Below are 25827 nucleotides of genomic sequence, written 5' to 3'. Positions count from 1 at the left end.
TGCATGGCACAGACCGTCATCCCCATCGTCAACTCCGCGGACCGCGAGCGTTTGGCCGCCATTGTGGAGGATCGCAACCGTTCTCAGAAGCATGTTCAGCGTGCCAGGATCATTCTGCTATCGGCGGAGCGTCTGACCGTGCTGGAGGTGGCGGCGCGCAGTGGAGCAAGCCGGCCGTCGGTATGGCGCTGGCAGCGGCGCTTTGCCGAGCAAGGTGTCGATGGATTGCTGCGCGACAAGACACGCAAGCCGGGCAAGGCGCCGTTGTCGCCGGCGACCATCGCCCGCGTGCTGGCGCTGCCCTGCGGGGAGGCACCGAAAGCGGCGACCCACTGGACCGGCCGTATGGTGGCCAGCGCCGTCGGCATCAGCCTGAGCGCGGTGCAGCGCATCTGGCGGGCCCATCGCCTGCAGCCACACCGCATCAGGACCTTCAAGAAATCCAACGACCCGGCTTTCGCCGCCAAGGTCGAGGATATCGTTGGGCTCTACATGAACCCGCCTGCGCACGCCGTCGTCGTCTCGATCGACGAGAAAAGCCAGATCCAGGCGCTCGACCGCACCCAGCCCGGCCTGCCGATCAAGCCTGGCCGCTGCGGCACCATGACCCATGATTACAAGCGCCACGGCACCACCACCCTGTTCGCCGCTCTGAATGTCCTCGACGGCACCGTCGTCGGCCGCTGCATGCCCCGGCACACCCATCAGGAATTCGTCAGGTTCCTCAACGCCGTCGAGCGCGCCGTCCCCGCCGGCAAGATCATCCACGCCATCGCCGACAACTACGCCACCCACAAACATCCTAAAGTCAGGGAGTGGCTGGCCGATCATCCGCGCTGGGTCTTCCATTTCACGCCAACCTCCGCGTCCTGGATCAACGCCGTCGAAAACTTCTTCTCTGTCATCACCCGACGGCGCATCCGGCGCGGCGTGTTCACCTCCGTCGCCGATCTCCAACGCGCCATCCGCAGCTACATCCGCGAGCACAACCGCAACCCCAGGCCATTCGTCTGGACCAAGCCGGCTGACGACATCCTCGCCAAGCTCAGCCGGCTGCCTGTAGCGTCCGATTGAGTCAGAGCACTAGCTTGGCCATTTCCATCGTGACCAGCATGTGTTCTTCCGGCTCCATCATCTGAATTGGATCGATACCGGGCGCGTTGTTCCAGGAGAGATGAAGATGGGCATCGATCATGCCCGGCATGAGCGTCGCTCCGGCGCCGTCAATGACGGTGACGCCGCCATAACCCATCGACGCGCTGCCGACACTTGCCGAGCCGAAGCGTGTGGCACCGCGCGTGATCTGCTTGATGCGTCCACCTTGAACGAGCACCTCACCAGAATAGGGGTATTCACCACTTCCATCGAGAATACGGACATTGGTGAACAGCGTGCCATCAGAACTTGCGCCATTCCATGTATCGCTCGCCATCACTGCCTCCTGAACTGGCGACGGCCACCCATCGCCTCGCGTTCAACGCGACCGAAAAAATCCAAAATTCGACTATTGCTTTCTTGTGATGTTTCAATCGGTGCCCAATGTCCGCACCGAGTGACGATCGACAATTGGGCATCACGGATGGTATCGGCGAGCGCCTGCGCAACACTCGCCGGGCTGACCGCATCGGCATCGCCGGTGATGAGCAGCGCGGGTGCGGTGATCCGCCGCGGCTCGATCGCCATGGCATTCGCCAACGCTTCACAATTCCATGCGTAGCCATTGGGGTTCTGGCGCATCACTGATTCACGAACGAAGGCAACAGCCGCCGGCATATGTTCCCGGGTGTGGGCCGCGAGCGCACCGGCGATGACCTGGTCGGCAATATCCGCGATATCGCCCGAACGCGCGAGCCGTGCACGGCTGCGAAGCCCCTCCCGCATCGCCTCCGAAGGTTCGGCGAGCGCACCAAACAGCACCAGCGACGCGACCAGCGCAGGTACATACGCCGCCAGACGCTGACAGATCAGCGTGCCCATCGAATGGCCAACGAAATGCGCGCGCGTGACACCGAGACCGTGGAGCGCAGTGCGCACCGCGTCGCTGATCGCCTCTATACTCGCCGGTCCGTCAGGAAGCGGCGCCCGCCCGGCGCCCGGAAGATCAAAGCGGATGACGCGATAGGCCGTGAGCGCCGCGAGCTGCGGCTGAAACATGTTCGCGGTGCCACCGAGCCCGTGCAGCATCACGACCGGGAACCCCTCCCCGGCGATTTCGGCGACGACCGGACCGATCGCGGCGGTGGTCATGCCGCAAGCGCCTCGACACGGTTCTCAAGCGCGCCGATACCATCGATCTCGACGCGCACGGTGTCGCCGGGCTGCAGATATTTCGGCGGATCAAAGCCGATGCCGACGCCAGCCGGGGTGCCGGTTGCGATGATATCGCCAGGCTGCAGAGTGATACCCTCGGAAATCGTTGCGATGATCGTCGGCACATCAAAGATGAGCTGCGAGAAGCGCGAATCCTGACGCCGCTCGCCATTGACGAAACACCGTATGCCAGCGGTCGCGAGATCAATCTCGTCCTTAGTCACTGCCCAGGGGCCCATCGGACAGAACGTATCCTGCGATTTCGCGATCAGCCACTGGCTGTAGCGTGCCTGCAGATCGCGCGCGGTCACATCGTTGACGATGGTGTAGCCCCAAACATGATCGAACGCCCGCTCCTTGCTGATGCCGCGTCCGGGCTTGCCGATGATGACGGCAAGTTCGCCCTCATAGTCGACGGCATTGGAAACTCGGCGATCAATCCGCACTGCGGTCGCGCTCGCCACCACCGACTCCGGCACCTTCGAGAAGATGATCGGGTGTTTCGGCACCGCGCCAGCGGCGGCGCTGGAATCGAAGCCGCTTTCGGCGAATTCGTGGGCATGATCATGGTAGTTCTTGCCGACACAGAAGATGTTGCGGCGTGGCCGCGGGATCGGTGCCTCGAGCGTAACCCGCTCCAGCGGGATCGGCGAGAGCATCCGCGGCGGCAGTGCGCGTTCAATGAGCGCGAGTAGCCCTCCCGCCGCGTCGGCTACCGGCAAATCGAAAGGAATGACATTTGCGGCCTCGGCGTCGAGTATGCCGAGACGTCGTTCGCCGACGAGCGAGAAGGTGGCGATCTTCAAGGTTTCCCCCCCTTTACGAATTTTTTTCGCGCCGGTTTCCCCGGCCACGCATTTTAAGCCAACCGCAGTTTTAAGCCAATCGCGGTCCAATTCGGCACGTCGCCGTTATCCGTAATCTTCTTCGCTGGGCTCTGTCAAGGCGAAAGTCAACGCCAAAAAGCGACGAAAATGCCACCAATTCGCGACGGATTAGCCATCGTCCAACGCTCTGGACGGCGATCAACACGTGAGTTATAGTGGTCCATGAGTGGTTCAGATAAAAAGCGCAGGGATTTCAAGAATCGCGATGCCCAAGCACCTCGCCAGCAATATTGCCGCCGCACTCAAAGGTCGCATTTCGTCCAGCGAATGGATGGCACTTGGCCGCCTCCCGTCTGAACGCGATCTCGCGGAGGAATTCGGCGTTGCCCGCAACACCATCCGTCGCGCCGTCGACATCCTGATCGCGGGCGGCGTGGTGATGCGGCGTGTCGGCCGCGGTACCTTCCTTTCGGCAGCCGATGCGAGCTCCCTCGCCGGCACCATTGCGCGTATGGAGGGGGCCAGCCCCGCCGATATCATGGAGATCCGGCAATTGCTCGAACCGGCGGCGGCCGGCTTCGCGGCAACCCACGCCAGCGAGAACGAACTCAACGCCGTGCACGAAGCCCACAGGATTGCCGTCGACGCCCGCGACCTCGCAACCTTCGAGCACTGGGACGCGGAGTTTCATCATCGCATTTTCGCATGTTCACGTAACGATTTTCTGCGAGAGGTGCATCATTTGGTCCGCATTTTTCGAAATCGTTCACCATGGTTTGACATGAAAAGGCGCTCATTCACCGAGGAACGGCGACAGCGCTACTGCCATGAGCACGAGGCTATTCTGATGGCGCTGCGCCAACGCGACAGCGATCGCGCAAAAGAGGCGATGCTGGTCCATCTGCGGACAGTGGCGACCAATCTGCTCGGGCGCTGACCGGTCACTAATTTCCCCGCTTATACATGACAGTCATGCGGCATACCTGACATTTGCTGCTTCAACGGGTTGTTCGGAGACTCGTTCGGATTATCCTCGGGCGCATCGCGGGGCAGAAAGAACAGCTCGCTCTCGTCCCGGTGCACTTCGACCCGCCAGCTGACCTTGACCGAGTGATGCACCGGAAGGTTATCCCCGATCAGGAACAGCTTGCCCGACCCGCTCGCGATCAGGCGACGCAGAAACATGATGAACAGCGCACCATTCAGGGCCCCAGTAGATCCGCTCCTGCTCCTCGCGCGCCCGACGCGCGATCTTCGGATAGTCGCGCTTAAGCCGCGCCGCGATCGCGCCATCGGAACGCTGCGTCGCCCGGGTCAGCGGCTTCTGCGGCGTGAACTCCCAGCGCCGCAGATACAAATGCATCGTCGGGAGACGCAATCGCTTGTGCAGCCGCCGCCAGATCAGCTCCCGCACCACTCCGGCCGTCCACAGCACATACGGAAGTTTCATCTGCTCGGGACGCTTGTCCCGGATCCAGCCTCGCACCTGCCGTGCCTCCGCCGCGGTCAGCGCGCTCTCACCGCCGCGCTGATCCTGCTTCCCGGTGTCACCCTCGCCGATGGCTGGGACAGGTTCGGTTCCGATGGAAGCTCCCAAGTCTCCCGTGGGAAATGGCACTTTGCTGATATGGTAATGGATTTTTTGGGGCGGGCCGGCGGGGCTGCCGATCCGGCTGATGGTGGCGCTGCACCTGTTCAAGCACATGGACGGCCTGTCCGACGAGGCCGAGGCGGGCAGCGCCGCGGTGTTTTGCGCAAGCCGCTCTGCCAGCGGATCGCCCCTGCCCGGATTGGAGGTAACCGGCTGGGCCGCCGCAAGGCGGCGCGCGTGCTGCTCGATGCGCTCGACGCTGAAGATCTCCTCGCGAAGCGGTGCGCTGTCCCAGGGCATCGCTGCGCGCCTCCACCGGGAGGCGCCGCGGAGCATTGTTGCGAATCGCGTGGTGGCGGCACGCTCTCGTCACTTTGCATCCGCTGACCGCCCGGCCTCCCACTCGTCCGCTCTCACGCCGCGCCCGGCAGCGCGCCAACGCCGAGCGACGCCGGAGGATGGATGGTATCGGCCGCGCTTGGCGCCTCGGCGGTCTTCTCGAGGATTTGCAGGAAGGGTTTGACGATGTCGAGCGGCATCGGGAAAATGACGGTGGAGTTCTGTTCGGCGCCGATCTCCGTCAAGGTCTGCAGGTAGCGCAACTGCATGGCGGCCGGAATGCTCGAAAGGATCTGAACGGCGTCGACGAGTGTCTGCGCAGCCTGGAACTCGGCTTCGGCATGAATGATCTTGGCGCGACGGTCGCGCTCTGCCTCCGCCTGCTTGGCGATCGCCCTGATCATGTTCTCCGTGAGTTCGACGGTCCTGATCTCGACGTTGCTGACCTTGATTCCCCAGGTTTCCGTCTGGACGTCGAGGATGCTCTGCACGTCGCTACTAAGCTTCTTGCGTTCCGACAGCATCTCATCGAGCGTGTGCTGGCCAAGCACGGCGCGCAGTGAGCTGGACCCTGTGATGAGGACCAGGGGCCTGGGGAATTAAGTTGGAAGTAGCGCGGTTCTGACCTCCATGAAAATCAAGCTGCTTTTTGCTGCTGTTGTGGCTGTGGAGATGTGGTCGACGCGGTAGCGTCGTCCAAGCTCGCCGCCACGGCGAGCGTCATATCCACAGCCATCGGCGGCAGCGCGCCGATCATCGCTTCGCGCCAGATCGCCATCGGCGCACGGTTCCCCAGCGCCTGATGCGGGCGATGGTGGTTGTAAAAACCCATCCAATCGGCCAGGCCGGCGCGCAGTTCGGTGCCGTCGGTGTAGCCCTTGATATAGACGTCCTCGTATTTCAGCGACCGCCAGAGCCGCTCGACGAAGACATTGTCCATCCACCGGCCCTTGCCGTCCATCGAGATCTTGATCCCGGCCTGCGCCAGAGCGCCGGTGAATTCCGTCGAAGTGAATTGCGACCCCTGATCCGTGTTGAAGATCTCAGGTTTGCCGAACCGCGCCAACGCCGCCTCGAGCGCCGAGACGCAGAACCCGGTGTCCATCGTATTCGATACCCGCCACGCCAGCACCGCTCGGCTGTGCCAGTCCATGATCGCCACCAGATACAGAAAGCCCCGGCCGATCGGCAGATAGGTGATATCGGCGCACCAGACCTGGTTCGGCCGGTCGATCACCAGCCCCCGTAGCAAATAGGGATAGATCTTGTGCCCGGCCCCGGGCTTGCTCGTCCGTGGCTTCGGGCCCAGAGGCACGATCCCCATCAGCCGCATCAGCCGCCGCACCCGTTTGCGGCTGACCCGGATGCCCTCGGCCGCGAGCATCGCCACCATCCGGCGCGACCCCAGGAATGGCCAGCGCAGGAACAACTCGTCGATCCGCCGCATCAGCGCGAGATCATCGTCGTTCGCCGGCCGGCGACGCCGATACACGCCAGACCGCGCCACTCCCAGCAGCGCGCATTGCCGCCGGAGCGACAGGGTCGGATGATCTCGATCAAGCTTCGCTCGGCGGTCCGGGGCGCTCACTTTCCGAACCTCACGGCAAAAAAATCATTCTCGATCGTCAGCTGCCCGATCTTCGCATGCAGCTTCTCGATCTCTCGTCGCGCCGCAACCTCGGCATCCTGACCCACTTTCGGGTCAAAGGCGCGCGCCGCGTGGTCCTGCAGCTGCTTCTTCCAGGCATAGATCTGGTTCGGGTGAACCTGATACCGCGCCGCCAGATCGGCGACCGTCGCCTGCTCGCGCAGCGCCTCCAAGGCAATCTTCGCCTTCAGCGCCGCATCAATCTTCCGTCTCGTCTTCGTCGTCATCATCCGCTCCGTCTATCACGACAGAACGGCGCTTTTCCAACTACGCCCCTGGTCCCATTTCCAGGGGCCAGTTCACGTGAGGCGGAGCAGGCTTTGGGCGATCACCGCCGGACGCTGGAGCGCCACTGAGCGGCGGGGACGCGATCTCATCGCCGGCAGTGCATTACTGGTGTTGACACTGCCGGTCACGGTGGTCGCGGCGGGGCTGATCAAACTCGATTCGCCGGGCCCGGTTTTCTATCGTCAGACCCGGGTCGGGCGGCATGGCAAAACCTTCACCCTGCTCAAATTCCGCAGTATGCGGGTCGATGCCGAACGCGACGGCCCACGCTGGGCCAGCGTCGGCGACCCGCGGGTGACGCGGGTGGGCAGATTTTTGCGCCTGACGCGCATTGACGAGTTGCCGCAGCTCCTCAATGTCCTGCGCGGCGACATGAGCCTGATCGGGCCCCGGCCCGAGCGGCCGCATTTCGTCGACCAGCTCGCCGAGGTCGTTCCGGACTATCAAAGCCGGCACGAAATCCCACCGGGGATCACCGGCTGGGCGCAGGTCAATTATCCCTACGGCGCCTCGGTTGAAGACGCGCGTCACAAGCTGAGTTATGACCTCTATTATCTCCGCCATCGCAGCCGCGGGTTGGATTTTCGGATCCTGTTGCGCACGGTGCGAGTGGTGTTGTTCGGGATCGGCGCGCGTTGACCGCGCGCGGTCGCTGATCGCGTTCCGTAAACGTGGACGCACGCACGACGATCGGCCATCCACCGCGGCGATGCCGCCGCCGCGGTGGAGCCGCTGCCCTTGCTGGCTGGGATCGTCAAGCGGGCGAGTTGCTAGCGGCGCGGGTATGTCTGCGAACAAACCCGAGAGCGGCGAGCGCAAGCACCAATATCCCGATTGACCGTGGCTCTGGCACTGCGAGATTGGGATTGGAATTGAACGTACCGCCGACGCTCGGCTCAACGGCCGCCGAAGCCTGGCTCCAGGTCTCGGTCAATTCGGCGGGCTGGCTGTTTAACATGCCGCTCGAATCCGTGAACGTGCCAAACCACTTGAAATTGAGGGCGTCGTTGCTCGAATCGCGCTCATAGGTGCCGCTCGTGGAAGTGAAGCTGTAGATGCCATCCCAGGCAATGCTAATCGCGTTCACCGTCGCCCCCGACACCGCGGTGGGCACTGATAGCGGTGTCGCATCGAAAGAGATGATGTCACCGACCGCCCCGGCCGGTGGGCCGGAAATGGAATCCACGCTCAGCAGGGCTTGGTTTCCCTGAGTGACACTCACCGCGTTGGAAAGCAGCGTCCCGGCGCCGCTCGGCGTATAGGTCTGATCGGTGCCGCCGCCGAACGTGAAGTTGAAGGAAAACGGCGCCGCCGTCGCGGGGGCGAGCGCGGCCCAGCCGGCAAGCGTGCTCGCCGCCATCATGCCGATCGCCATGAAGCGAATTGATGTCGACATCTTAAAAAAACTCCTATGCCGAAGTGGTGAAGAAGATCGCCCGAGCGCGATGGGAACGCCCGCTTCGGTCGGACTGGCCCCGAGCACGCACCCAGCCGGCGTGTTCAGCCAAGCAACCGGCCCCAACAACCGGCCACATAATCAACGGGATTGCGGTCACGGCTGAACGATGGGGATTTCCTCACACCGTGGCCGCATCGGGAAGGCTCGGAATCTACCCAAAGTCGGATGATAGACCGGCCATGGCATCCTGGCTGGGTAAAAGCCGATCCTCGCGCACGCGCGGCTGGGGCCTAGATAGGGGTGGTTGGCCGCGAGCTTCGGCTCGGGCTGGCATGACTAGAAATGACAGATTTAGAACAAGGAAATACACCATGCCCTCCATGAGCCACACGAAGGCGGCCGAAGCCCACGAATCTGCTGCCAAGACCGCTCGCATGGCCGCCGAAGCACATCAGAAAGGCGACCACAAGACCGGCCTCGAACACGCCGACAAGGCAATGACGCTCTCCACCACGGCGCATGAGGCGTCCAAGGCGGCCAGCGCCAAAAGCAAGACCGCCGGCTGATCGAAAGCGTGATTCGCGCGGATCGATGATGGCTTAGATCAAAGCGCCAGGGCGCGGCTCCACGCGCAGAGCCGAGCCACGCCCTGGCGCCGCCTTGGGTGGTCGAGAGAACAACCGCATGGGCGAACCCCCGCGACCAGGATTGAGAGAACCCAAATCACCCGCTCTTATAGAGGAAAAACCATGCGCATCGCCCAAATCGCCCCCCTCTATGAAGCTGTGCCGCCGAAATTCTATGGTGGCACCGAGCGCGTCGTCTCCTATCTGACCGAGGAGCTGGTCGCGCTCGGCCATGAGGTGACGCTGTTTGCCAGCGGGGATTCGGAGACCACGGCCCATCTCGAGGCGGCTTGGCCGCGCGCCCTCCGCCTCGATCCCGCGATCCGCGATCCGATCGCCCCGAATGCGCTGCTCATGGAGCGGGTGATGCAGCGCGCGGCCGAGTTCGACGTGCTCCATTTTCACAACGGGTATCTGCCCTTCAGCCTGTTCAGCCGCCAGCCGACGCCGTGGTTGAACACGCTGCATGGCCGCCTCGACATGATCGAATACCAGGGCATCTTCGATGTCTTCTCGCAGGTGCCGTTGGTCTCGATCTCCGACTCCCAGCGCCGCCCGCTGCCGCAAGCCAATTTCATCGGCACGGTGCTGCATGGCCTGCCGGAAAACCTGCTGACGCCGCGGCCGGCAACGCCCAGCTATCTCGCCTTTCTCGGCCGCATTTCGCCCGAAAAGCGCCCCGATCGGGCGATCCGCATCGCGCGTGCAGCCGGGATCCCGCTCAAGATCGCGGCCAAGGTCGACAACGCCGACCGGGCGTATTTCGAGGCCGTGATCAAGCCGATGCTGGACGACCCCGGTGTTGAGCTGATCGGCGAAATCAACGAAGCGCAGAAGCCTGATTTCCTCTCCGGCGCGATCGCCCTTTTGATGCCGATCGACTGGCCGGAGCCGTTCGGCCTCGTCATGATCGAAGCGATGGCCTGCGGCACGCCGGTGATTGCGATCAATCGCGGCTCGGTGCCGGAAGTGGTCGATGATGGCATCTCCGGCTTCATCGTCGAGGACGAGACCGGGGCCATCGGCGCCGTCGAACGTCTCGGCGAACTCGATCGCGCGCGGGTGCGCGCTCAGTTCGAGAAGCGCTTCACCGCCAAGCGCATGGCGCTCGACTATCTCGCGCTCTACCGCGCGATCGCCGAGCCGCGCCAGCGTCTGCGCGTCGTTGGCTGAGAGCGGAACGTAAAGTTGGTTGAGATTGGGGTTCGGGGTCATTTTGGTATTGCGCGCCGGGCGGCAAACCGCCCCGGGATTTTCGGAGGTTCCAACTCTCACGTAGACTGGAGCCACGATGAGCAAGACAACGAACAAATTCAGCCCTGAGGCTCGCTCCGCACTTCCCGACATTCGCGTCGCATCCAGGGATGAGCTCAAGGCAAGAGGGGCTAAGTGGCGCGTGCTGGAAGGGGGATGAGATTTGTCTTCAGAATTCGGCGAGGATCCGCAAACGCGCGGCATTGACGATCATTCGCTGCCTGCGGCGGCGGGCCGGCCCGTTGCCGTCATCACCGGTGGTAGCGGCGGCATCGGGCGCTGGATCGCGCTTGGGTTGGCACGGGCCGGCAGCCACGTGGTCTTGGTCAGCCGCGACCGGGCGCGCGGCGAGGCGGCGCAGACCTGGATCGCGACCGAGGTGCCTGGCGCCAGCACCGATCTCGTGATCGTGGATCTCTCACTGCTCGTCGCGACACGGAAAGCGAGTGAGGCCATCCTTGCGCGGTATCCAAAGATCGCCGTTCTGGTCAATAACGCCGGCGTTTTCGAGAGCAAACAGGTGAAGACCGCGGAGGGGCATGACCGCGTGCTTGCGACCAATCTGCTCTCGCCCTTTGTGCTGACCGAGCAGCTATTGCCGGCGCTGCGCGCCGCCGCGCCATCGCGAATAGTCACCGTTGGTTCATCGATGTCTGACCGTGCGCGCCTCAACCCGTGCCATCTCGTGCTCGGGCAACGATGGACGATGGTGCGCGCTTACAGCAACGCCAAGCTAGCGCTGATGATGGTGACTTTTGCCCTCGCCCGGCGGATGGCGGGCACTGGCGTCGTCGCCAACGTCGTCCATCCTGGTCTGGTGGCAACCGGATTGGTGCGAGCGCGCGGCGTCATCGGGCTTGTCTGGCGTTGGCTTGCGACGCTAGCCTTGAGCGCAGAGCAGGGCGCCGACACTCCGCTCCACGTGGCGTTGGCTCCGGAATTTGCGACCCGGAGCGGCGTCTACGTCAAGAAGCGCCGGGTCGTGCGCCCAAACCGCCAAGCTCTCGATCCGGCTCTGGCGGCGGCGGTATGGACGGCGACGGAACGTCTGGCCAACGCGCCCCCTCGCGCCACAGAGTAGTGAGCCAACGCACCCCCGCGATCCGCAACCGCAGCAGCCAGAGATGGGTGCTGTACCCCCTTGCCTGCCGGCCGAAGGGGCCATGCACGGGAGATGCGTGCGGCGAGGGCGCAAACAAAGTCGGCTCCTCGAGGCGGCAGGCGTCGGGATCCCGGGTCATTTGCCGCTCGCTGCCGTACCGTTCGATACACCGCGCGACCAGCCCTGGCAGTAGACGCGACACGAGCGAAAACGCCGCCGCGGTACCGCTGATCGTCATCTCCGCGCGACCGCTGATCATCGCCTGCCAGATGCCCTCCGCCACCACCTCCGGCTGATAGACCGGTGGCGCCGGGCGGGCGGGCCAACCCATGTGGCTGGTGGCATGGCTGAAAAACGGCGTGTTCACCGCCGGCGGGAAAACGGTGCCGAGCCGGATCGCACTGCGTTCGAGTGCCAACTCGGCCCGCACTGCCTGCCCGAAAGCGCGCACCGCCGCTTTGGCGCCGGCATAAGACGACATCAACGGCAAGCCATAAAAGGCCATGGCGGAGCACACATTGACGATGGCGCCCCGGCCACGCGGCCGCATATGCCTGAGCGCCACCCGGGTGCCGTTGACGGTGCCATGGTAGGTCACATCCGTCACCCGATGGAACTCCGCCTCGGGGACGCTGCTGAAACGGCCATAGACGCCGTTCCCCGCGCAGTTGATCCAGACATCTATCGGCCCGAGCGCGGCCGCGATCGCATCCGCAACCGCACCGAGGGCGACGCTGTCGGTTACGTCGGCTCGTCCAATGGCGACCCGTCCCCCGGCAGCCTCGATCTCTCGGCCGGCGGAGGCCAGTCCTTCGGCGCTACGCGAGATCAGCCCCACCTTCCAGCCACGCCGGGCAAACAGCGCGGCGACAGAGCGGCCAATGCCGGACGATCCACCCGTGATGACGACCACCGGCTCAGAGGCCCGATGCGTCAGATCCGCGCGAGGCAAACGTCTTGGTAATGGGCAAGCTTTCATCGCAATCGACAGCTTCTTATCCCAACCCGCGCAAAGAATCGGCGCCACGACTGGTTCTTTCCGCATGGTGGTATTGCGGGTCGCTTCCATCGCATGGGAAAACCTCTCACAACGTCCGGCGGCGGCGCCAGTCCGCGGCAGGTAACGAGTATTGGAAACAAACGATCGCCGAGAACGACTGGCCAGAAAAGCTTCGGAATCTACGCAAATTGGATTGACCCATGAGTCTGACTCGGATCGCTTCCGTAATTATAACGCTTTGATTAATCTTGGCTATCTGCGTTCATGGCGCGATGCATTCCTGGCGGCCGGGGAGGCGGCGTTGGTCACACGACGAGAGAGCGGCGAGGTGATGGTCGAACGCGACCTGCTGCACGCGAAGATCGTCATCCTGGAACCGGAAGGTTATGGCCATGGGCTTCCGGTGGCGAAAGCCTGGGCCGTGCTGACCCCTTCGGGTGAGACGCAACTGAACCTGGTGCTCAAGGATAATAGCCATCTCGGGCTGGCTCAGGCTCTGGTTCAACATTTCTGACCCGAGCGAAACAGTGGGATTAAGCCAGGTATTGGAAAAATCCGGAATCCCGGGCGCGGCGGTGCCGGCGGCCTGAAGGCAGCGGTTACCGCCGCCCCGCCTTCGGCGCCTCCGGGGGGAACCGTTCCGCCTGCCAGCCGGCCATTTCCTCGTAGCTGCGATACTTCTCGGCGATCGCGGCCTCGGCCGCGGTCAGCAACTGCGCCGCTTCCTCGGGCCGGGCGTCAGCCAGCGCGCGGTAGCGGCTTTCGTGATAGGCGTAGTCGCGGAACGGAATGGTCGGGCGCGGCGAATCGAGCCGAAACGGGTTCTGCCCGGCCACGCGCATCGCCGGGTTGTAGCGGAACAGCGGCCAGTAGCCACAGGCCGTGGCCAGATCCTGCTGGCGCAATCCGTCGCGCAGATCGTAGCCATGGGCGATGCAGTGCGAATAGGCGAGGATCAGCGACGGGCCGGGGTAGGCTTCGGCCTCGCGGAACGCGAGCAATGTCTGCTGCGGATTGGCGCCCATCGCCACCTGCGCCACATAGACGTCGCCATAGGCGATCGCCTGCAACGCCAGATCCTTGCGCGCGGTGCGCTTGCCGGCGGCGGCGAATTTGGCGATCGCGCCGAGCGGGGTGGCTTTCGACGCCTGGCCACCGGTATTGGAATAGACTTCGGTGTCGAGCACCAGCACATTGACGTCGCGCCCGCTCGCCAGCACGTGATCGAGCCCGCCATAGCCGATGTCATAGGCCCAGCCATCGCCGCCCACCAGCCAGATGCTGCGCCGGACCAGATGGTCGGCGATCGAACGGAGCCGGCCCCCCGCCGGGTCGGGGCCGAGTGCGTCGAGCCGGCGCAGCAGCTCCGCCAGCCGCGCACGCTGGGCGCGGATTTCGGATTCCTGGCGTTGTGGCGCGGCCAGCAGCTCGGCCACCAGTTCCGCCCCCAGGCGCGGCGCCAGCTCCTGCGCCAGCCGCCGTGCCAGCGCCACGTGCTGGTCGGCGGCGAGGCGGAAGCCGAGGCCGAATTCCGCGTTGTCCTCGAACAAAGAATTGGACCACGCCGGGCCGCGCCCCTCGCTGTTCTTCGTCCACGGCGTGACCGGCAGATTGCCACCGTAGATCGACGAGCAGCCGGTGGCATTGGCGACCATCATCCGATCGCCGAACAATTGCGACAGAAGTTTCAGATAGGGCGTCTCGCCGCAGCCGGCGCAGGCGCCGGAGAAGGCGAATAGTGGTTCCAGGAACTGCACGCCGCGCACATTGGCGAAATCGACCCGCGCGCGATCGGCGATTGGCAACCGCTCGAAGAACGCGATGCGCGGGCGTTCGGCGATGGCAAGGTCACCTTTGGCGGTGAGGTTGATCGCTTTCCGCCCGGGCTCGCTGGCGCTGAACGCCGGGCAGGCTTCAACGCAAAGCCCGCAGCCAGTGCAATCCTCGAGATAGAACTGCAAGGTGAAGGCAATGTCCGGGAACCCGCGCGCGTTGATCGGCGCTGAGCGGAACCCTTCCGGCGCGCCGGCGAGCCGCGCGATGTCGTAGTATTTGGCGCGGATCACGCCGTGCGGGCAGACGAAGCCGCACTGGCCGCATTGCACGCAGGTCTCCGGCTCCCAGATCGGCACCTCCTCGGCAACGTCGCGTTTTTCATAAGCGGCGGTGCCGGGCGGGAAAGTGCCGTCGACCGGCATCAGGCTGACCGGGATCTCATCCCCGCGCCCGTCTAGCATGGCGCCGGTGACGGCGCGGACGAAAGCGGGGGCGTCTTGCGGCACCGGCGGCGGGCGGTCCCAGGTCGCGGTGACAGCGGCGGGGACGGGCACTTCAGCGAGGTGCGCGAGGGTGCCGTCCACCGCCGCGAAATTGCGCTGCACGACGTCCTCGCCCTTGCCGCCATAGGTCTCGCGGATGGATTCCTTGATCCGCGCGATCGCCTCGTCGCGCGCCAGCACGCCGGCGATGGCGAAGAAGCAGGTCTGCAGGATGGTGTTGGTGCGCCCGCGCAGCCCGACCTCCTGGGCGGTGCGGGAGGCGTCGATCACGAACAGCTTGAGGCCGAGATCGCGGATGCGCGCCTGCATCGCCCGTGGCAGATGCTCCCATAGCCGATCGGGTCCATGGGGGCTGTTCAGCAGCAGCGTGGCGCCAGGAGCGGCGAGGCGCAGGATGTCGTGGCGGCCGACGAAACCCCAATGGTGGCAAGCGATGAAATTCGCGCGATCGATCAGATAGGGGGCCTCGATCGGCCGCGAGCCGAAGCGCAGGTGTGATACCGTCTCGGCGCCGGATTTGTGCGAATCATAGACGAAATAGCCCTGCGCGTAGCGGCCGGCATCCTCGGCGAGGATCTTTACGCTGTTCTTGTTGGCGCCCACCGTGCCGTCGGCGCCGAGGCCGTAGAACACCGCCCGCACCTCGTCCGCCGGTTCGATCGAGAAATCGGGGTCGACCGTAAGACTGGTGTGGCCGACGTCGTCGGTGATGCCGACGGTGAAGCCGTGAAGCGGACTGGGCGTGGCCAGCACGTCGAACACCGCTTTCGCCATCGCCGGGGTGAAATCCTTCGACGAGAGGCCAAAGCGCCCGCCGATCACGCGCGGCATGGTGGCGCGCGCGCCGGTGGCGACCGCCTCGGCGAGGGTGCTGACCACGTCCTGATAGAGCGGCTCGCCGCTGGCACCCGGCTCCTTGGTGCGTTCCAGAACGGCAATGCTCCGCACGCTTGCCGGCAGGGCGGCGAGGAAGGCGTCCGCGGCGAAGGGGCGGAACAGGCGCACCTGCACCACGCCGAGCTTTTCCCCGCGCGCACCCAGCGCGGCGGCGGTGGCGCGCGCGGTCTCGGCGGCACTCCCCATCACCACCACCACGCGCTCGGCGTCGGGCGGGCCGTCGTAGTCGAAGAGGCGGTAGCGCCTTCCGGTCAGCGCGCCGAGCCGGTCCATCGCCGCCTGCACATGGCCGGGCATCGCGGCAATGAACGGGTTCACCGTTTCGCGCGCCTGGAAGAACGTGTCCGGGTTGTGGGCGGTGCCACGCACCACCGGATGCTCGGGGTCGAGCGCGCGGGCGCGGTGGGCATGCACGAGCGCGTCGTCGATCAGCGCGCGGAGCTGCGCGTCCTCCAGCAACGTCAAGGTGTTCACCTCGTGGGAGGTGCGAAACCCATCAAAAAAATGCAGGAGCGGCACCCGCCCGGCCAGCGTCGCCGCCTGCGCGACCAGCGCCAGATCGTGCGCCTCCTGCACCGAGGCCGAGCAGAGCAGCGCGAAGCCGGCCGACCGCACCGCCATGACATCGGAATGATCGCCGAAGATCGACAGCGCTTGCGTCGCGACCGAACGCGCCGCGACATGGAACACCGTCGGCGTCAGCTCGCCGGCGATCTTGAACATGTTGGGCAGCATCAGCAGCAAGCCCTGCGAGGCGGTGAAGGTCGTGGTCAGCGCGCCGGCCTGCAACGCGCCATGCACGGCGCCGGCGGCCCCGCCCTCGCTTTGCATCTCCTGCACCACCGGCACCTCGCCCCAGAGATTGGGGATCCCGGCGGCGGCCCATTCGTCGGCGAGTTCGGCCATCGGGGAGGATGGCGTGATCGGGAAGATCGCGCAGACCTCGTTGACCCGATAGGCGACATGGGCGACGGCGGTGTTGCCGTCCAGCGTGGCGCGCGTCGCCATCTCAACCCGCCACCGGTTCGGCGATCATGGAGATCGCGTGGCACGGGCATTGTTCGAAGCAGACCGCGCAGCCGGTGCATTTCGCGTAGTCGTAACGGTAGCGGTTGCCAGGGCCGAGCTTCACGATCGCGTCCTCCGGACAGGCGGCATAGCAATTGTCGCACTCGAAACAAACGCCGCAGGAGAGGCAGCGCTGCGCCTCGCGGCGCGCCTCGGGTGGGGTGAGGCCGGCGGTGATCTCGGCGAACCCGGTGCGCTCGGCGGGTGGGGTTTCGCGCAGCAAGGCCGGATCGGCATCGCTAAACACCGGCAAGTGGAGCATCGCGAAGCTGACGAGCGGCGGCGGGGCGGGCTCGGTGCGGGCGGCGTCGCGCAGCCAGGCATCGATGTGCCGCGCCGCCCGCTTGCCATGACCGACCGCGACGGTGACGCTGCGCTGGGCCGGGATCATGTCGCCGCCGGCGAAAATCCCCGCCGCCCCGGTCATCATGTCGGGCCCCACCGCCACCGTGCCGTCCGGGTTCACCGCGACACCCGCGACGCGGCGGAGGAATCCGCTGTCGCTGTCCTGGCCGAGCGCCAGCACCACCGCATCGGCGCTCAGGGTCTCGATCTCCCCGGTCGGCTGCGGATGACCGTCCGGGTCGATCGTCATGCGTTCGACGGTGAGCGCATCGGCGGCGATTTCCCTGATCGTGGTGAGCCATTTGATCTTCACGCCCTCAGCCAGCGCCTCGTCGGCCTCGAACGCATGCGCGGGCATATGCGCGCGGTCGCGGCGATAGACGATCAGCGCCTCGGACGCGCCGAGGCGGCGGGCGGTGCGGGCGGCGTCCATCGCGGTGTTGCCGCCGCCATAGACCACCACCCGCCGGCCGAGCAGCGGCGGCGGCTCGCCGGCGCTCACCTCGCGCAGCAGGCTGACCGCATCGAGCACGCGGGCGGCATCGCGGGCGGGGATCTCCACATGGCGGGAAAGCCCGGCGCCGATCGCAACGAACACGGCATCGAACCGGCCCGCGTCGCGCGCGGCGAGGAGGTCGTCGATTTTCCGGTTGAGTATGATGCGAACCCCGAAGTCTTCGATGCGGGCGATCTCGCGCGCCAGGTCCGCGCGCGGCAGGCGATAGGCCGGAATGCCGAAATGCAGCATCCCACCGGCGACCGGTCCGGCCTCGTGGATTTCGACGGCGTGCCCGAGCCGCGCCAAGTGATAGGCGCAGGCAAGCCCCGAGGGGCCGGCGCCGACCACCAGCACCCGCTTGCCTGACGCTGGAGCGGCTTCGGCAAACCGCCAACCCTGCTCATTGGCGCGGTCGCCGAGAAAGCGCTCGACGGCGTGGATGCTGACCGCCGCGTCCAGTTCGTTGCGGTTGCACGCGGTTTCGCAGGGATGATAGCACACCCGCCCATGCGTCGCCGGCAATGGGTTGTCGGCGGTCAGCCGCAGCCACGCGGCGTGATGGTCTCCGGCCTGGGCGAGGGCGAGCCAGCCCTGGATGTCTTCCCCGGCCGGGCAGGCGTTTTGGCACGGTGGCAGGAGATCGACATAGATCGGGCGGCGCAGACGCGTCGGGCCGGCGCCGGGTTCGGCGGTGAGATCGATCGCCGGGGTCAGGTCGGATCGTTTCAGCATCTGCGGTTCTCCTTTCCGCAAGGAGAGAGCCTATGCGCGGCGATGACGGACGCATTGATCTCGGTCAACCGGCGCCGCGCCGCCACGAACGAAGTCGGCCGCATCAGCAGATCCGCGGCAGTTGCTCCCCGCTCAGCAGATCGAGCACCCGGACCCCGCCGATCGTCGCCGCCAGCACGCGCCCGCGCCCGGGCGCGGCGACGACCCGGCCGATCATCGCCGCACGCGCCCCGCCGGGATGGCGCCGCAGCACGTCGAGCGCGCGCGCCGCATGCTGTTCCGCAACGAACGCCACCATCCGGCCCTCATTGGCCACATACCAGGGATCGAGGCCGAGAATCTCGCACGCCCCCCGCACCGCCTCGCAGACCGGCACCGCGGCGGCGTCGACGCGCAATTCCACCCCGGCCGCGGCAGCGATCTCCACCAACGCCGAGGCCAGCCCGCCGCGCGTGAGGTCGCGCAGGCAGTGCGGCGTGATACCGGCGTCGATCAGATCCGCCACCGCCGGCGCGAGGCAGGCGAGGTCGCTGCCGATCGCCGGTTCGAACCCCAGCCCCTCGCGCGCGGCCATGATGGCGATGCCGTGCCGTCCGAGATCCCCGCTCAGCAATAGAGCGTCGCCCGGTCTCACCTCCGCCGGTCCTATGGTGATACCGGCGGGGATCAGCCCGATGCCGGCGGTGGTGATGTAAATCCCGTCACCCTTGCCGCGCTCCACCACCTTGGTGTCGCCGGTGGCCACGCGCACCCCGGCTGCCGCCGCCGCCCGGCCCATGGAGGCGGCGATGCGCCGGAGCCGCGCGATTTCCAACCCTTCTTCCAGGATGAACCCGGCGCTGAGCGCGAGCGGCCGCGCCCCGCACATCGCGAGATCGTTCACCGTGCCGATCACCGCCAGCACGCCGATATCCCCACCCGGGAACTCGAGCGGGGTGACGACAAAGGAATCGGTGGTGAAGGCGAGGCGGCTGCCGCCCACCGCGAGGGTCGCGCCGTCGTGGAGCGGCGCCGCCGATGACACGCCGAAGCAGGGGAGAAACAGCTCCGCGATCAGGCGCGAGGTGAGCGCGCCGCCCCCGCCATGGCCACGTTCGATCACGCCCTCCTCGGCCACCGGCAGCGGACAGGCGGGGCCACTCATGCCGCCGCCCGCCGGTAGCGATAGTAGGCGGCGCAGGCCCCTTCGGAGGAAACCATGGTGGCGCCGAGCGGATGGTCGGGGGTGCAGGACGTGGCGAAGGCGGGGCAGGCGGTGGGCCTCGTCCGCCCGCGCAGGATTTCGCCACTGAGGCACGGGCCGGCGGCGATTGGCGCGGCGATCGCGGGACGGAACCGCGCGCGGGCATCAAAGCGCGCATAAGCGGGCGCGAGATCGAGCCCGCTCGCCGCGATCTCGCCCATGCCGCGCCAGACGCGCGGCGCGGGCACGAACACGCGCCGCAGCGCCGCCTGTGCGGCGGCGTTGCCGCCGTCACGAACCGAACGCGCATAGCGATTTTCCACCTCGGCGCGGCCTTCCTCCAACTGACTGAGACAGGCCAGCAGACCCTGCAACAAATCGACCGGCTCGAACCCCGTCACCACGATCGGCACGCCAAAGCGGCGCGCGATCGCCGCGTATTCACCATAGCCCATCACCGTGCAGACATGCCCGGCGGCGAGGAAGCCCTGCACCGGATTGTCCGGCGCGGCGAGCAGCGCCTCGATCGCCGGCGGCACCAGAACATGCGCGCAAATCAGGCTGAAATTCGCGAGCTTTGCCGCCTCCGCCCGCAACACCGCGATCGCGGTCGCCGGCGCCGTGGTCTCGAACCCGACGGCGAGGAACACCACCTCGCGCGCCGGATTGGCCTTAGCGAGCGCCAGCGCATCCAGCGGCGAATAGACCATCCGCACATCCGCCCCGCGCGCTTTCGCGCCCAATAGGCTGCCCGCCGTGCCCGGCACGCGCAGCATGTCACCGAACGAACAGAGGATCACACCAGGCATGGCGGCGAGCGCGATCGCCTGATCGATGACCTCGGCCGCGGTCACGCAGACCGGGCAGCCCGGGCCGTGCAGCAGCGTGACCGCATCGGGCAGCATCTGGTCGATCCCGTGGCGCAACAGGGAATGCGTCTGCCCGCCGCAGATTTCCATGATCGTCCACGGGCGCGTGACCAGCGCGCGGATCGCCCCGGCCAGACGCCGCGCGGCGGCGGGATCGCGGTATTCGTCGAGATATTTCATGCCGCGTCCTCCGCCAGCGTCGCGAGGTCGGCGAGCGTGCGCGCCGCTTCCTCCGCGTCCAGCACCGCGATCGCGACGCCGGCATGCACCAGCACGTAATCGCCCACCCGCGCTCCCGGCGCGAAGGCGAGCGCGATCTCCTTGACGATGCCGCCGAACGCCACCCGGGCGGAGCGGGTCAGCGCATCGTCGCCGAGGATGGCGAGAACCTGGCCGGGAACCGCAAGGCACATCAGACGTTCTCCTCGATCAGCGGGGCGGCGGCGAAGGCGATCTGGCCGACGGCGAGGCCGCCATCGTTCGGCGGCACAAGGCGATGGCGGAACGCGACGATCCCGGCCGCGCGCAGCCCGATCACCGTGTGCTCCGTCAGCCGGGCATTCTGGAAACATCCGCCGGTGAGCAGCACGCGGCGCGCGCCCAGCCGCCGCGCCACCGCGACGATCGACTCGGCCAGCGCGACATGGAAGCCGGCGGCGAGCGGACCCGGGCGCAGACCGGCGGCGCGTCCGGCGAGCAGGGCGGCGAGCGTCGGCCGCCAATCGACCACCAGCGGGCGATCGCCGCTCACCTCCGGGGCCGGCAGCGGCGCGGCTTCCGCCCCCGCAGCGGCGGCTTCCAGCGCCATCGCCGCCTCGCCCTCGAAGCTCGCGCGCTGGCAGAGATCGAGCAGGGCCGCGACGGCATCGAATAGTCGCCCGGCGCTGCTGGCGAGCGGGGATGCGACGCCGCGCGCCAGCATGGCGGCGAGCACGCGAAGTTCGGCGGCCGTGAAGGTCGCAACCGGAGGCAGATCTGTCATCTCCAGCGCGGCGGCGCCGTGCAACGCCTGCAACGCGCCGAGCGCGGCGCGGCGGGGTTCGCGCGCCGCAGCATCCCCGCCCGGCAGGCGGAACGGCAACAGGTGTGCTGCGCGGCGCCAGCGCGGCGGCGCGATCGCCAGGAACTCCCCGCCCCAGACGGTGCCGTCGCCGCCATAGCCCGCGCCGTCCCAGGCCACCGCCAGCAGCGGGCCGTCGCTCCCGACATCGACCATGCCGGACAGCGCATGCGCCAGATGGTGCGCAACAGGCATGACCGGGGCCCCCAGCGTCTCCGCATGATGCGTGCTGGCGTAGTCGGGGTGCCGGTCGCAGGCGATCCGCGCCGGGCGCAGACCATGCAGCGCCGAGAGATGCGCGGCGTTCTGTTGGAACCGCTCGCGCGCCGCCGCGCCGTCGAGATCGCCGCCATGGGGGCCGAGAAAGATCCGCCCGCCGAACCCGGTGGCGACGGCGTTCTTCTGCTGCCCGCCGAGCGCCAGGATCGGCGCCTCCACCCCCGGCCAGGCCAGCGGCAGCGGCGCATAGCCGCGCGCCCGGCGCAGCACCGTCACCTCGCCGGCGATCACGCGGACCACCGAATCATCCACCGCGGCAATGATCGGACGGTCATGCACCAGGAACATGTCGGCGACACCGGAAAGCTCGGTCAGTGCTGCGTGTTCGTCAGCCAGGATCGGCCCGCCGCCGAGGTTGCCGCTGGTGGCGACCACTGGGAAGTCGAGATCCTGGAGCAGCAGATGATGGAGCGGCGTGGTCGGCAGCATGAGGCCGAGACAGGGCATGCCGGGAGCCAGCCCCGGCGCCAGCGCGCGCGCCGCCGCGGGCTTTGGCGCCGCCAGCACGATCGGCGCGGCCGGCGAGGCGAGCGCCGCGTGCTCGGCCGCCGAGATGTGGGCAATCGCCAGCGCGGCATCGAGATCGGCGACCATCAGCGCGAAAGGTTTGCGCGGCCGCCGCTTGCGGACACGCAACGCGGCCACCGCTGCGGCGTTGCCGGCATCGACCAGCAACTGAAATCCGCCGAGTCCCTTGAGTGCGACGATTTTCCCCGCGCGCAGCGCCGCCGCGCTCTCGGCAAGTGCCGCCGCACATGTCGCCAGCACGGTTCCGCGCGCATCCCACAGCGCAAGCTGCGGACCACATTCTCCGCAGCAGATCGATTCCGCGTGGAACCGGCGCGAGGCCGGATCGGCATACTCCGCCGCACAGGCCGGGCAGAGCGGAAACCGCCGCAGCGTGGTGCGCGCGCGGTCATAGGGCAGAGCCTCGATCACGCTGTAGCGCGGGCCGCAGGCGACGCAGGTGGTGAAGGGGTAGCGATAGCGGCGGTCGGCGGGATCGTTGATCTCGCCGAGACAGTCCGGGCAGGTTGCCAGATCGGCCATCACCACCGCCGAACTAGCCTCCGTCACGGCGCTCGCCGCGACCGTGAAGCCCTCGGCGCCCCGGGCCGCCAGACGGACCACGTCCCGCGCCGTCACCACGGCGTGGGGGGGCGCGTCTCGCGTCAGACGGTCGAGGAAACACGTCAGCGCCGGCGCGGTGCCCTCGGCCTCGATCAGCACGCCGGCGCCGTCGTTACGGACGAAACCGGCGATCCCCGTCTCCCGCGCCAGCCGATAGACGAAGGGGCGGAAACCGACGCCCTGCACCACGCCCGCGAGCGCGATCCGGAGCCGTTCCGGCGCCATCGCATCCATCGCCGCTCAGACCTCCATCTCCAGGCTTTCCAGGCGCAGGTGTTGTGCGTCGGGATCGACGAGGTCATCGGATTCGGTGATCACCAGACGCGCCCCTTCGGCGATGCTGCCGCGCGCCTCGACCACGAAATGTTCGCGCAAATGGTCCGCCGAGAGATGGCTGAGCGCGCCCAGCCACACCCGCACGCCCGACACCCGCGCCGCGCCGTTCGCGGCCGCCGCCTGATCGATCCGCCGGATCAGATCGCGCACCAGTCCGGTTTCATGCATCGGCCAGTCCCTCCCTCAGTTCGGCCACGATCAGCGCCGTTGCGTCCGCCGCCGCCGCCGCCACCGCCGGCGAGAGCGCGGCACCGGGGTCGAAGCCCCCGGCCTCGATGGCGTAGATCGCCATCCGCCGCGGCAGAAGCCCGAGCGTGCGCGCCAGCTCCACCGCGTCGGCGAGGCCGAAGGCATGGGTCGAGCCCAGCGCGAGATCGCGCGGCAGCGGGCCGAGCGACGGGTCCAGCCTGTGGATGCGCCCCGGCTCCGCGCCTTCCATCGCTGCGCTCCCCATCTCTGCGCTTCCCGGCTGCGTGGGCATCACCGCCGCGCGCATCATGGCGGCATCAACCACCAAGACGCGCGTCGCGCCCGCCCAACGGTCGAGCAAGGCGAGCGTGTCACCCTCCGCCTCCATCACCGCAACGCCCGGCATGCCGAGGGCCGCGACCTGCCGCGCGACGTGGAGCCCGACCGCGTCGTCGCCGCGATCGGGGTTGCCGAGACCGATCACCAGCGCCGGCGCGCTCATCGCCGTCGCACCGTGAGGCGCAGGAAATGGGTGGAACAGGAGATGCACGGGTCGTAGTTGCGGATCGCCTGTTCGCAGTGATCGCGCAGATCCTCTTCCGGGAGGTCGAGGTCGCGAGTGGCGATGATCCGGAGATCGTCCTCGATCGTCGCCTGGTTCTGCGAGGTCGGCGGCACGATCCGCGCAGCAAGGATCATGCCCGCGGCATCGAGGTCATAGCGATGATAAAGCAGGCCGCGCGGCGCCTCGGTTGCGGCGATGCCAACGCCGGCGCGCGGCGCGACGGCGACCGAAGGTGCCGCGGGCGGATGGTATGCGGCGATCAGGCGTTCGGCTTCCTCGCAAGCATAGACCAGTTCGAGCGCGCGGACGATGATGCTCCGGAACGGATTGGCGCAGCCCTCGCTTATGCCGAATTCCGCCGCCAGCGCCTGCACCGAGGGGCTGAGCCGGTCGAAATTCAGATTGAACCGCGCGAGTGGGCCGACGACATAGTTCCCGCGCGCGCCGATCGTCGATTGCAGCGCGGTGGAATAGGCGACGTGGCGTTCGGCGAAGACGCTGTCGTAATCGGTAACCGCGATGTCGAGGCCACGGTTCGAGACCACCCGTCCTTCGTTCATCGGATATTCCGCCGGGTGGCGAAGGGCGACGAATTCGTAGTCACGGGCGAAATCGGGAAACGAAAATCCGGCGACGAACCGGGCGAGAGCGATCGCATCGTCGCGTGCCGCCGCCATCACCGGCGCGAGCGCGATGAGTTCGGCGCGCGTCGGCACGCGATAAAATCCGCCGACGCGCACGTTCACCGGATGGATCTCGCGCCCGCCGAGGAGACGGAGCAGGTCGTTGCCGGCTTTTTTGAGCGCGAGCCCCCGCCGCACCACCGCGCCATGCGCGGCCGCCATGCTGATCGCATCGGGAAAGCCGAGGAAATCGGGCGCGTGCAGCATCACGATGTGCAGGGCGTGGCTTTCGATCCATTCGCCGCAGTAAAGCAGCCGGCGCAGCGCCCGTAGCGGTCCATCGAGCGTGATGCCGGAGGCGTCCTCGATCGCATGGACCGCGCTCATCTGATAGGCGACCGGGCAGATGCCGCAGATGCGCGCGGTGATGTCGGGCGCTTCGGCGCCGGCGCGCCCGCGCAATAGGGCCTCGAAGAAACGCGGCGGCTCGAAGATCGCGAGCCGGACGCCGGCGACCGCGCCGTCCGCGATGTCGAGTTCGAGCGCGCCTTCGCCCTCGACGCGGGTCAGAGTGTCAACCCGGATGGTTTTCGTCGCCATGGGCGTCGCTCTCCTTGCGGAACGGTTCGGCCGCGGCGTTGAAGCTGCGGAAGGCGCGCTGGAGGCTCGTCCGGTCGGCCCCGAGCGCGATCCAGGCGGCAGCGAGGGCAGCGGTATTGGCCGCCTCGGCGGGGCCGTAGCAGCCATAGCAGCCGCGCTGGTAGGCCGGGCAGATCGCGCCGCAGCCGGCCCGCGTCACCGGGCCGAGACAGGGCGTGCCGTGCGCGACCATCACGCAGGGCGTGCCGCGCCGCTTGCAGGCGACGCAGACGCTCTCGTTCGGAATGTCCGGCGTGCGCCCGGCGAGCAGGGCGGAGATCACCTCCAGCAACTGCGTCTTGTTGATCGGGCAGCCATGCAGCGCGAAATCGACCTTCACATGTGCGGCAATCGGGGTCGAGGTGGCGAGCGTGCTGATATAGGCGGGCGTCGCATAGACCGCGGCGATGTAGTCGTTCACGTCGGCGAAATTGCGCAGCGCCTGGATGCCGCCGGCGGTCGCGCAGGCGCCGATGGTGATGAGATATTTCGAGGCCGCTCGCACCGCGTGGATGCGTTCGGCGTCCCGCGCGGTGGTGATCGAGCCTTCGACCAGGGAAAGATCATAGGGGCCGGGACCGAGCGTGCTCGACGCCTCGGCGAAATAGGCGATATCCAGCGCCCCGGCCACGGCGAGCAATTCGTCCTCGCAATCGAGCAGCGACAATTGGCAGCCGTCGCAGGAGGCGAATTTCCACACCGCCAGGGTGGGACGCGGGCGCGTGGAAGGGAGGCGCGCGTTCATGGCC

General features: G+C 67.0%; 26 protein-coding genes. 7 read left to right on the top strand and 19 right to left on the bottom strand.

The features are described from left to right. Positions 1-3: 3 nt before the first annotated feature. Positions 4-1074 carry an IS630 family transposase gene (locus tag DEF76_RS07675; RefSeq protein WP_114910930.1) on the top strand — a complete coding sequence of 357 codons (1071 nt, stop codon included), beginning with the start codon at positions 4-6 and terminating at the stop codon, positions 1072-1074. Between the two features lies 1 nt (position 1075). On the opposite strand, the gene DEF76_RS07670 is transcribed toward DEF76_RS07675, so the two are convergent. The 3 genes from DEF76_RS07670 to DEF76_RS07660 are packed head-to-tail and all read right to left on the bottom strand — an operon-like array spanning position 1076 to position 3206. After that, complete coding sequence (locus DEF76_RS07670; protein WP_205216139.1) at positions 1076-1432, bottom strand: hypothetical protein; 357 nt, start codon at positions 1430-1432, stop codon at positions 1076-1078. Next, the gene (locus DEF76_RS07665) at positions 1432-2247 is read right to left on the bottom strand and encodes an alpha/beta fold hydrolase (RefSeq protein WP_114911829.1); all 816 of its coding nucleotides are present in this window, start codon (positions 2245-2247) and stop codon (positions 1432-1434) included. Before DEF76_RS07665 ends, DEF76_RS07670 begins: the two co-directional genes overlap by 1 nt. Next, positions 2244-3206, bottom strand: coding sequence for a fumarylacetoacetate hydrolase family protein (locus DEF76_RS07660; RefSeq protein ID WP_240319137.1), 963 nt, complete (start codon positions 3204-3206; stop codon positions 2244-2246). Before DEF76_RS07660 ends, DEF76_RS07665 begins: the two co-directional genes overlap by 4 nt. Before the next feature lie 196 nt (positions 3207-3402). Here DEF76_RS07660 and DEF76_RS07655 point away from each other — a divergent pair, with 196 nt between their 5' ends. Continuing rightward, a complete protein-coding gene (locus tag DEF76_RS07655) occupies positions 3403-4074 on the top strand; it encodes a FadR/GntR family transcriptional regulator (RefSeq protein ID WP_114911828.1) in 672 nt (223 codons plus the stop codon). A gap of 20 nt (positions 4075-4094) precedes the next feature. Here the strand turns inward: DEF76_RS07655 and DEF76_RS20335 are convergent, their stop codons facing one another. The 4 genes from DEF76_RS20335 to DEF76_RS07630 form a co-directional block, all read right to left on the bottom strand. Next, positions 4095-4322 (bottom strand): transposase, encoded by a 228-nt coding sequence (locus DEF76_RS20335; protein WP_162800544.1) that lies wholly within the window; start codon positions 4320-4322, stop codon positions 4095-4097. Beyond that, positions 4264-5028, bottom strand: a complete 765-nt coding sequence (locus tag DEF76_RS07645; RefSeq protein ID WP_162800543.1) for a helix-turn-helix domain-containing protein — start codon at positions 5026-5028, stop codon at positions 4264-4266. The genes DEF76_RS20335 and DEF76_RS07645 overlap by 59 nt, the downstream gene beginning before the upstream one ends. A gap of 113 nt (positions 5029-5141) precedes the next feature. Beyond that, positions 5142-5627: an SPFH domain-containing protein gene (locus DEF76_RS07635; protein ID WP_275895708.1), complete on the bottom strand. Its 486-nt coding sequence runs from the start codon at positions 5625-5627 to the stop codon at positions 5142-5144. Positions 5628-5704: 77 nt separating this feature from the next. Continuing rightward, positions 5705-6942 (bottom strand): IS3 family transposase gene (locus tag DEF76_RS07630; RefSeq protein ID WP_408842742.1). Its coding sequence is split into 2 segments (ribosomal slippage): positions 5705-6672 and positions 6672-6942, totalling 1239 coding nucleotides; the frame shifts between segments, so codons are not numbered across the junction. Positions 6943-7018: 76 nt separating this feature from the next. Here DEF76_RS07630 and DEF76_RS07625 point away from each other — a divergent pair. Then, a complete protein-coding gene (locus DEF76_RS07625) occupies positions 7019-7642 on the top strand; it encodes an exopolysaccharide biosynthesis polyprenyl glycosylphosphotransferase (protein WP_240319135.1) in 624 nt (207 codons plus the stop codon). 115 nt (positions 7643-7757) lie between these two features. Here DEF76_RS07625 and DEF76_RS07620 read toward each other — a convergent pair whose 3' ends face one another. Beyond that, on the bottom strand, positions 7758-8378 hold the full coding sequence (locus DEF76_RS07620; protein ID WP_162800542.1) for a PEP-CTERM sorting domain-containing protein: 621 nt from the start codon (positions 8376-8378) through the stop codon (positions 7758-7760). Positions 8379-8773: 395 nt separating this feature from the next. Here DEF76_RS07620 and DEF76_RS07615 point away from each other — a divergent pair, with 395 nt between their 5' ends. From DEF76_RS07615 to DEF76_RS07605, 3 genes are all read left to right on the top strand, one after another. Further along, entirely contained in the window at positions 8774-8968 is a 195-nt protein-coding gene (locus DEF76_RS07615; protein WP_114911823.1) for a hypothetical protein, read from the top strand. A 183-nt stretch (positions 8969-9151) separates the two neighbouring features. Further along, positions 9152-10201, top strand: coding sequence for a glycosyltransferase family 4 protein (locus DEF76_RS07610; protein WP_114911822.1), 1050 nt, complete (start codon positions 9152-9154; stop codon positions 10199-10201). Positions 10202-10445: 244 nt separating this feature from the next. Continuing rightward, positions 10446-11363 (top strand): SDR family NAD(P)-dependent oxidoreductase, encoded by a 918-nt coding sequence (locus DEF76_RS07605; RefSeq protein WP_114911821.1) that lies wholly within the window; start codon positions 10446-10448, stop codon positions 11361-11363. Here the strand turns inward: DEF76_RS07605 and DEF76_RS07600 are convergent. Beyond that, on the bottom strand, positions 11248-12363 hold the full coding sequence (locus tag DEF76_RS07600) for an SDR family oxidoreductase (RefSeq protein WP_275895707.1): 1116 nt from the start codon (positions 12361-12363) through the stop codon (positions 11248-11250). The genes DEF76_RS07605 and DEF76_RS07600 overlap by 116 nt on opposite strands. A 214-nt stretch (positions 12364-12577) precedes the next feature. Between DEF76_RS07600 and DEF76_RS07595 the strand changes: the two genes are divergently transcribed. Next, complete coding sequence (locus DEF76_RS07595; protein ID WP_162800540.1) at positions 12578-12898, top strand: hypothetical protein; 321 nt, start codon at positions 12578-12580, stop codon at positions 12896-12898. A gap of 85 nt (positions 12899-12983) precedes the next feature. On the opposite strand, the gene nifJ is transcribed toward DEF76_RS07595, so the two are convergent. From nifJ to DEF76_RS07545, 10 genes are all read right to left on the bottom strand, one after another. Next, positions 12984-16568, bottom strand: coding sequence for a pyruvate:ferredoxin (flavodoxin) oxidoreductase (gene nifJ / locus DEF76_RS07590; protein ID WP_114911818.1), 3585 nt, complete (start codon positions 16566-16568; stop codon positions 12984-12986). A 1-nt stretch (position 16569) separates the two neighbouring features. Next, positions 16570-18204 (bottom strand): NAD(P)-binding protein, encoded by a 1635-nt coding sequence (locus DEF76_RS07585; protein WP_114911817.1) that lies wholly within the window; start codon positions 18202-18204, stop codon positions 16570-16572. A gap of 103 nt (positions 18205-18307) precedes the next feature. Beyond that, positions 18308-19348, bottom strand: a complete 1041-nt coding sequence (gene hypE, locus DEF76_RS07580; protein WP_114911816.1) for a hydrogenase expression/formation protein HypE — start codon at positions 19346-19348, stop codon at positions 18308-18310. Next, entirely contained in the window at positions 19345-20436 is a 1092-nt protein-coding gene (gene hypD / locus DEF76_RS07575; RefSeq protein WP_114911815.1) for a hydrogenase formation protein HypD, read from the bottom strand. The genes hypE and hypD overlap by 4 nt, the downstream gene beginning before the upstream one ends. Next, the gene (locus tag DEF76_RS07570; protein ID WP_114911814.1) at positions 20433-20669 is read right to left on the bottom strand and encodes a HypC/HybG/HupF family hydrogenase formation chaperone; all 237 of its coding nucleotides are present in this window, start codon (positions 20667-20669) and stop codon (positions 20433-20435) included. The genes hypD and DEF76_RS07570 overlap by 4 nt, the downstream gene beginning before the upstream one ends. Further along, a complete protein-coding gene (gene hypF / locus DEF76_RS07565; RefSeq protein ID WP_114911813.1) occupies positions 20669-22960 on the bottom strand; it encodes a carbamoyltransferase HypF in 2292 nt (763 codons plus the stop codon). The genes DEF76_RS07570 and hypF overlap by 1 nt, the downstream gene beginning before the upstream one ends. A gap of 6 nt (positions 22961-22966) precedes the next feature. Beyond that, positions 22967-23230, bottom strand: a complete 264-nt coding sequence (locus DEF76_RS07560) for a hydrogenase maturation nickel metallochaperone HypA (RefSeq protein ID WP_114911812.1) — start codon at positions 23228-23230, stop codon at positions 22967-22969. Beyond that, positions 23223-23753 (bottom strand): hydrogenase maturation protease, encoded by a 531-nt coding sequence (locus tag DEF76_RS07555; protein ID WP_114911811.1) that lies wholly within the window; start codon positions 23751-23753, stop codon positions 23223-23225. The genes DEF76_RS07560 and DEF76_RS07555 overlap by 8 nt, the downstream gene beginning before the upstream one ends. Further along, positions 23750-25039, bottom strand: a complete 1290-nt coding sequence (locus tag DEF76_RS07550) for a Ni/Fe hydrogenase subunit alpha (RefSeq protein ID WP_114911810.1) — start codon at positions 25037-25039, stop codon at positions 23750-23752. Before DEF76_RS07550 ends, DEF76_RS07555 begins: the two co-directional genes overlap by 4 nt. Beyond that, positions 25014-25823 carry an NADH-quinone oxidoreductase subunit B family protein gene (locus DEF76_RS07545; protein WP_114911809.1) on the bottom strand — a complete coding sequence of 270 codons (810 nt, stop codon included), beginning with the start codon at positions 25821-25823 and terminating at the stop codon, positions 25014-25016. The genes DEF76_RS07550 and DEF76_RS07545 overlap by 26 nt, the downstream gene beginning before the upstream one ends. Between the last annotated feature and the right edge of the window lie 4 nt (positions 25824-25827).

Source organism: Acidibrevibacterium fodinaquatile (assembly GCF_003352165.1).
GTDB lineage: Bacteria > Pseudomonadota > Alphaproteobacteria > Acetobacterales > Acetobacteraceae > Acidibrevibacterium > Acidibrevibacterium fodinaquatile.
The sequence above is the reverse complement of the archived record's forward strand: the minus strand, read 5'-3'. Positions and strand labels throughout refer to the sequence as shown.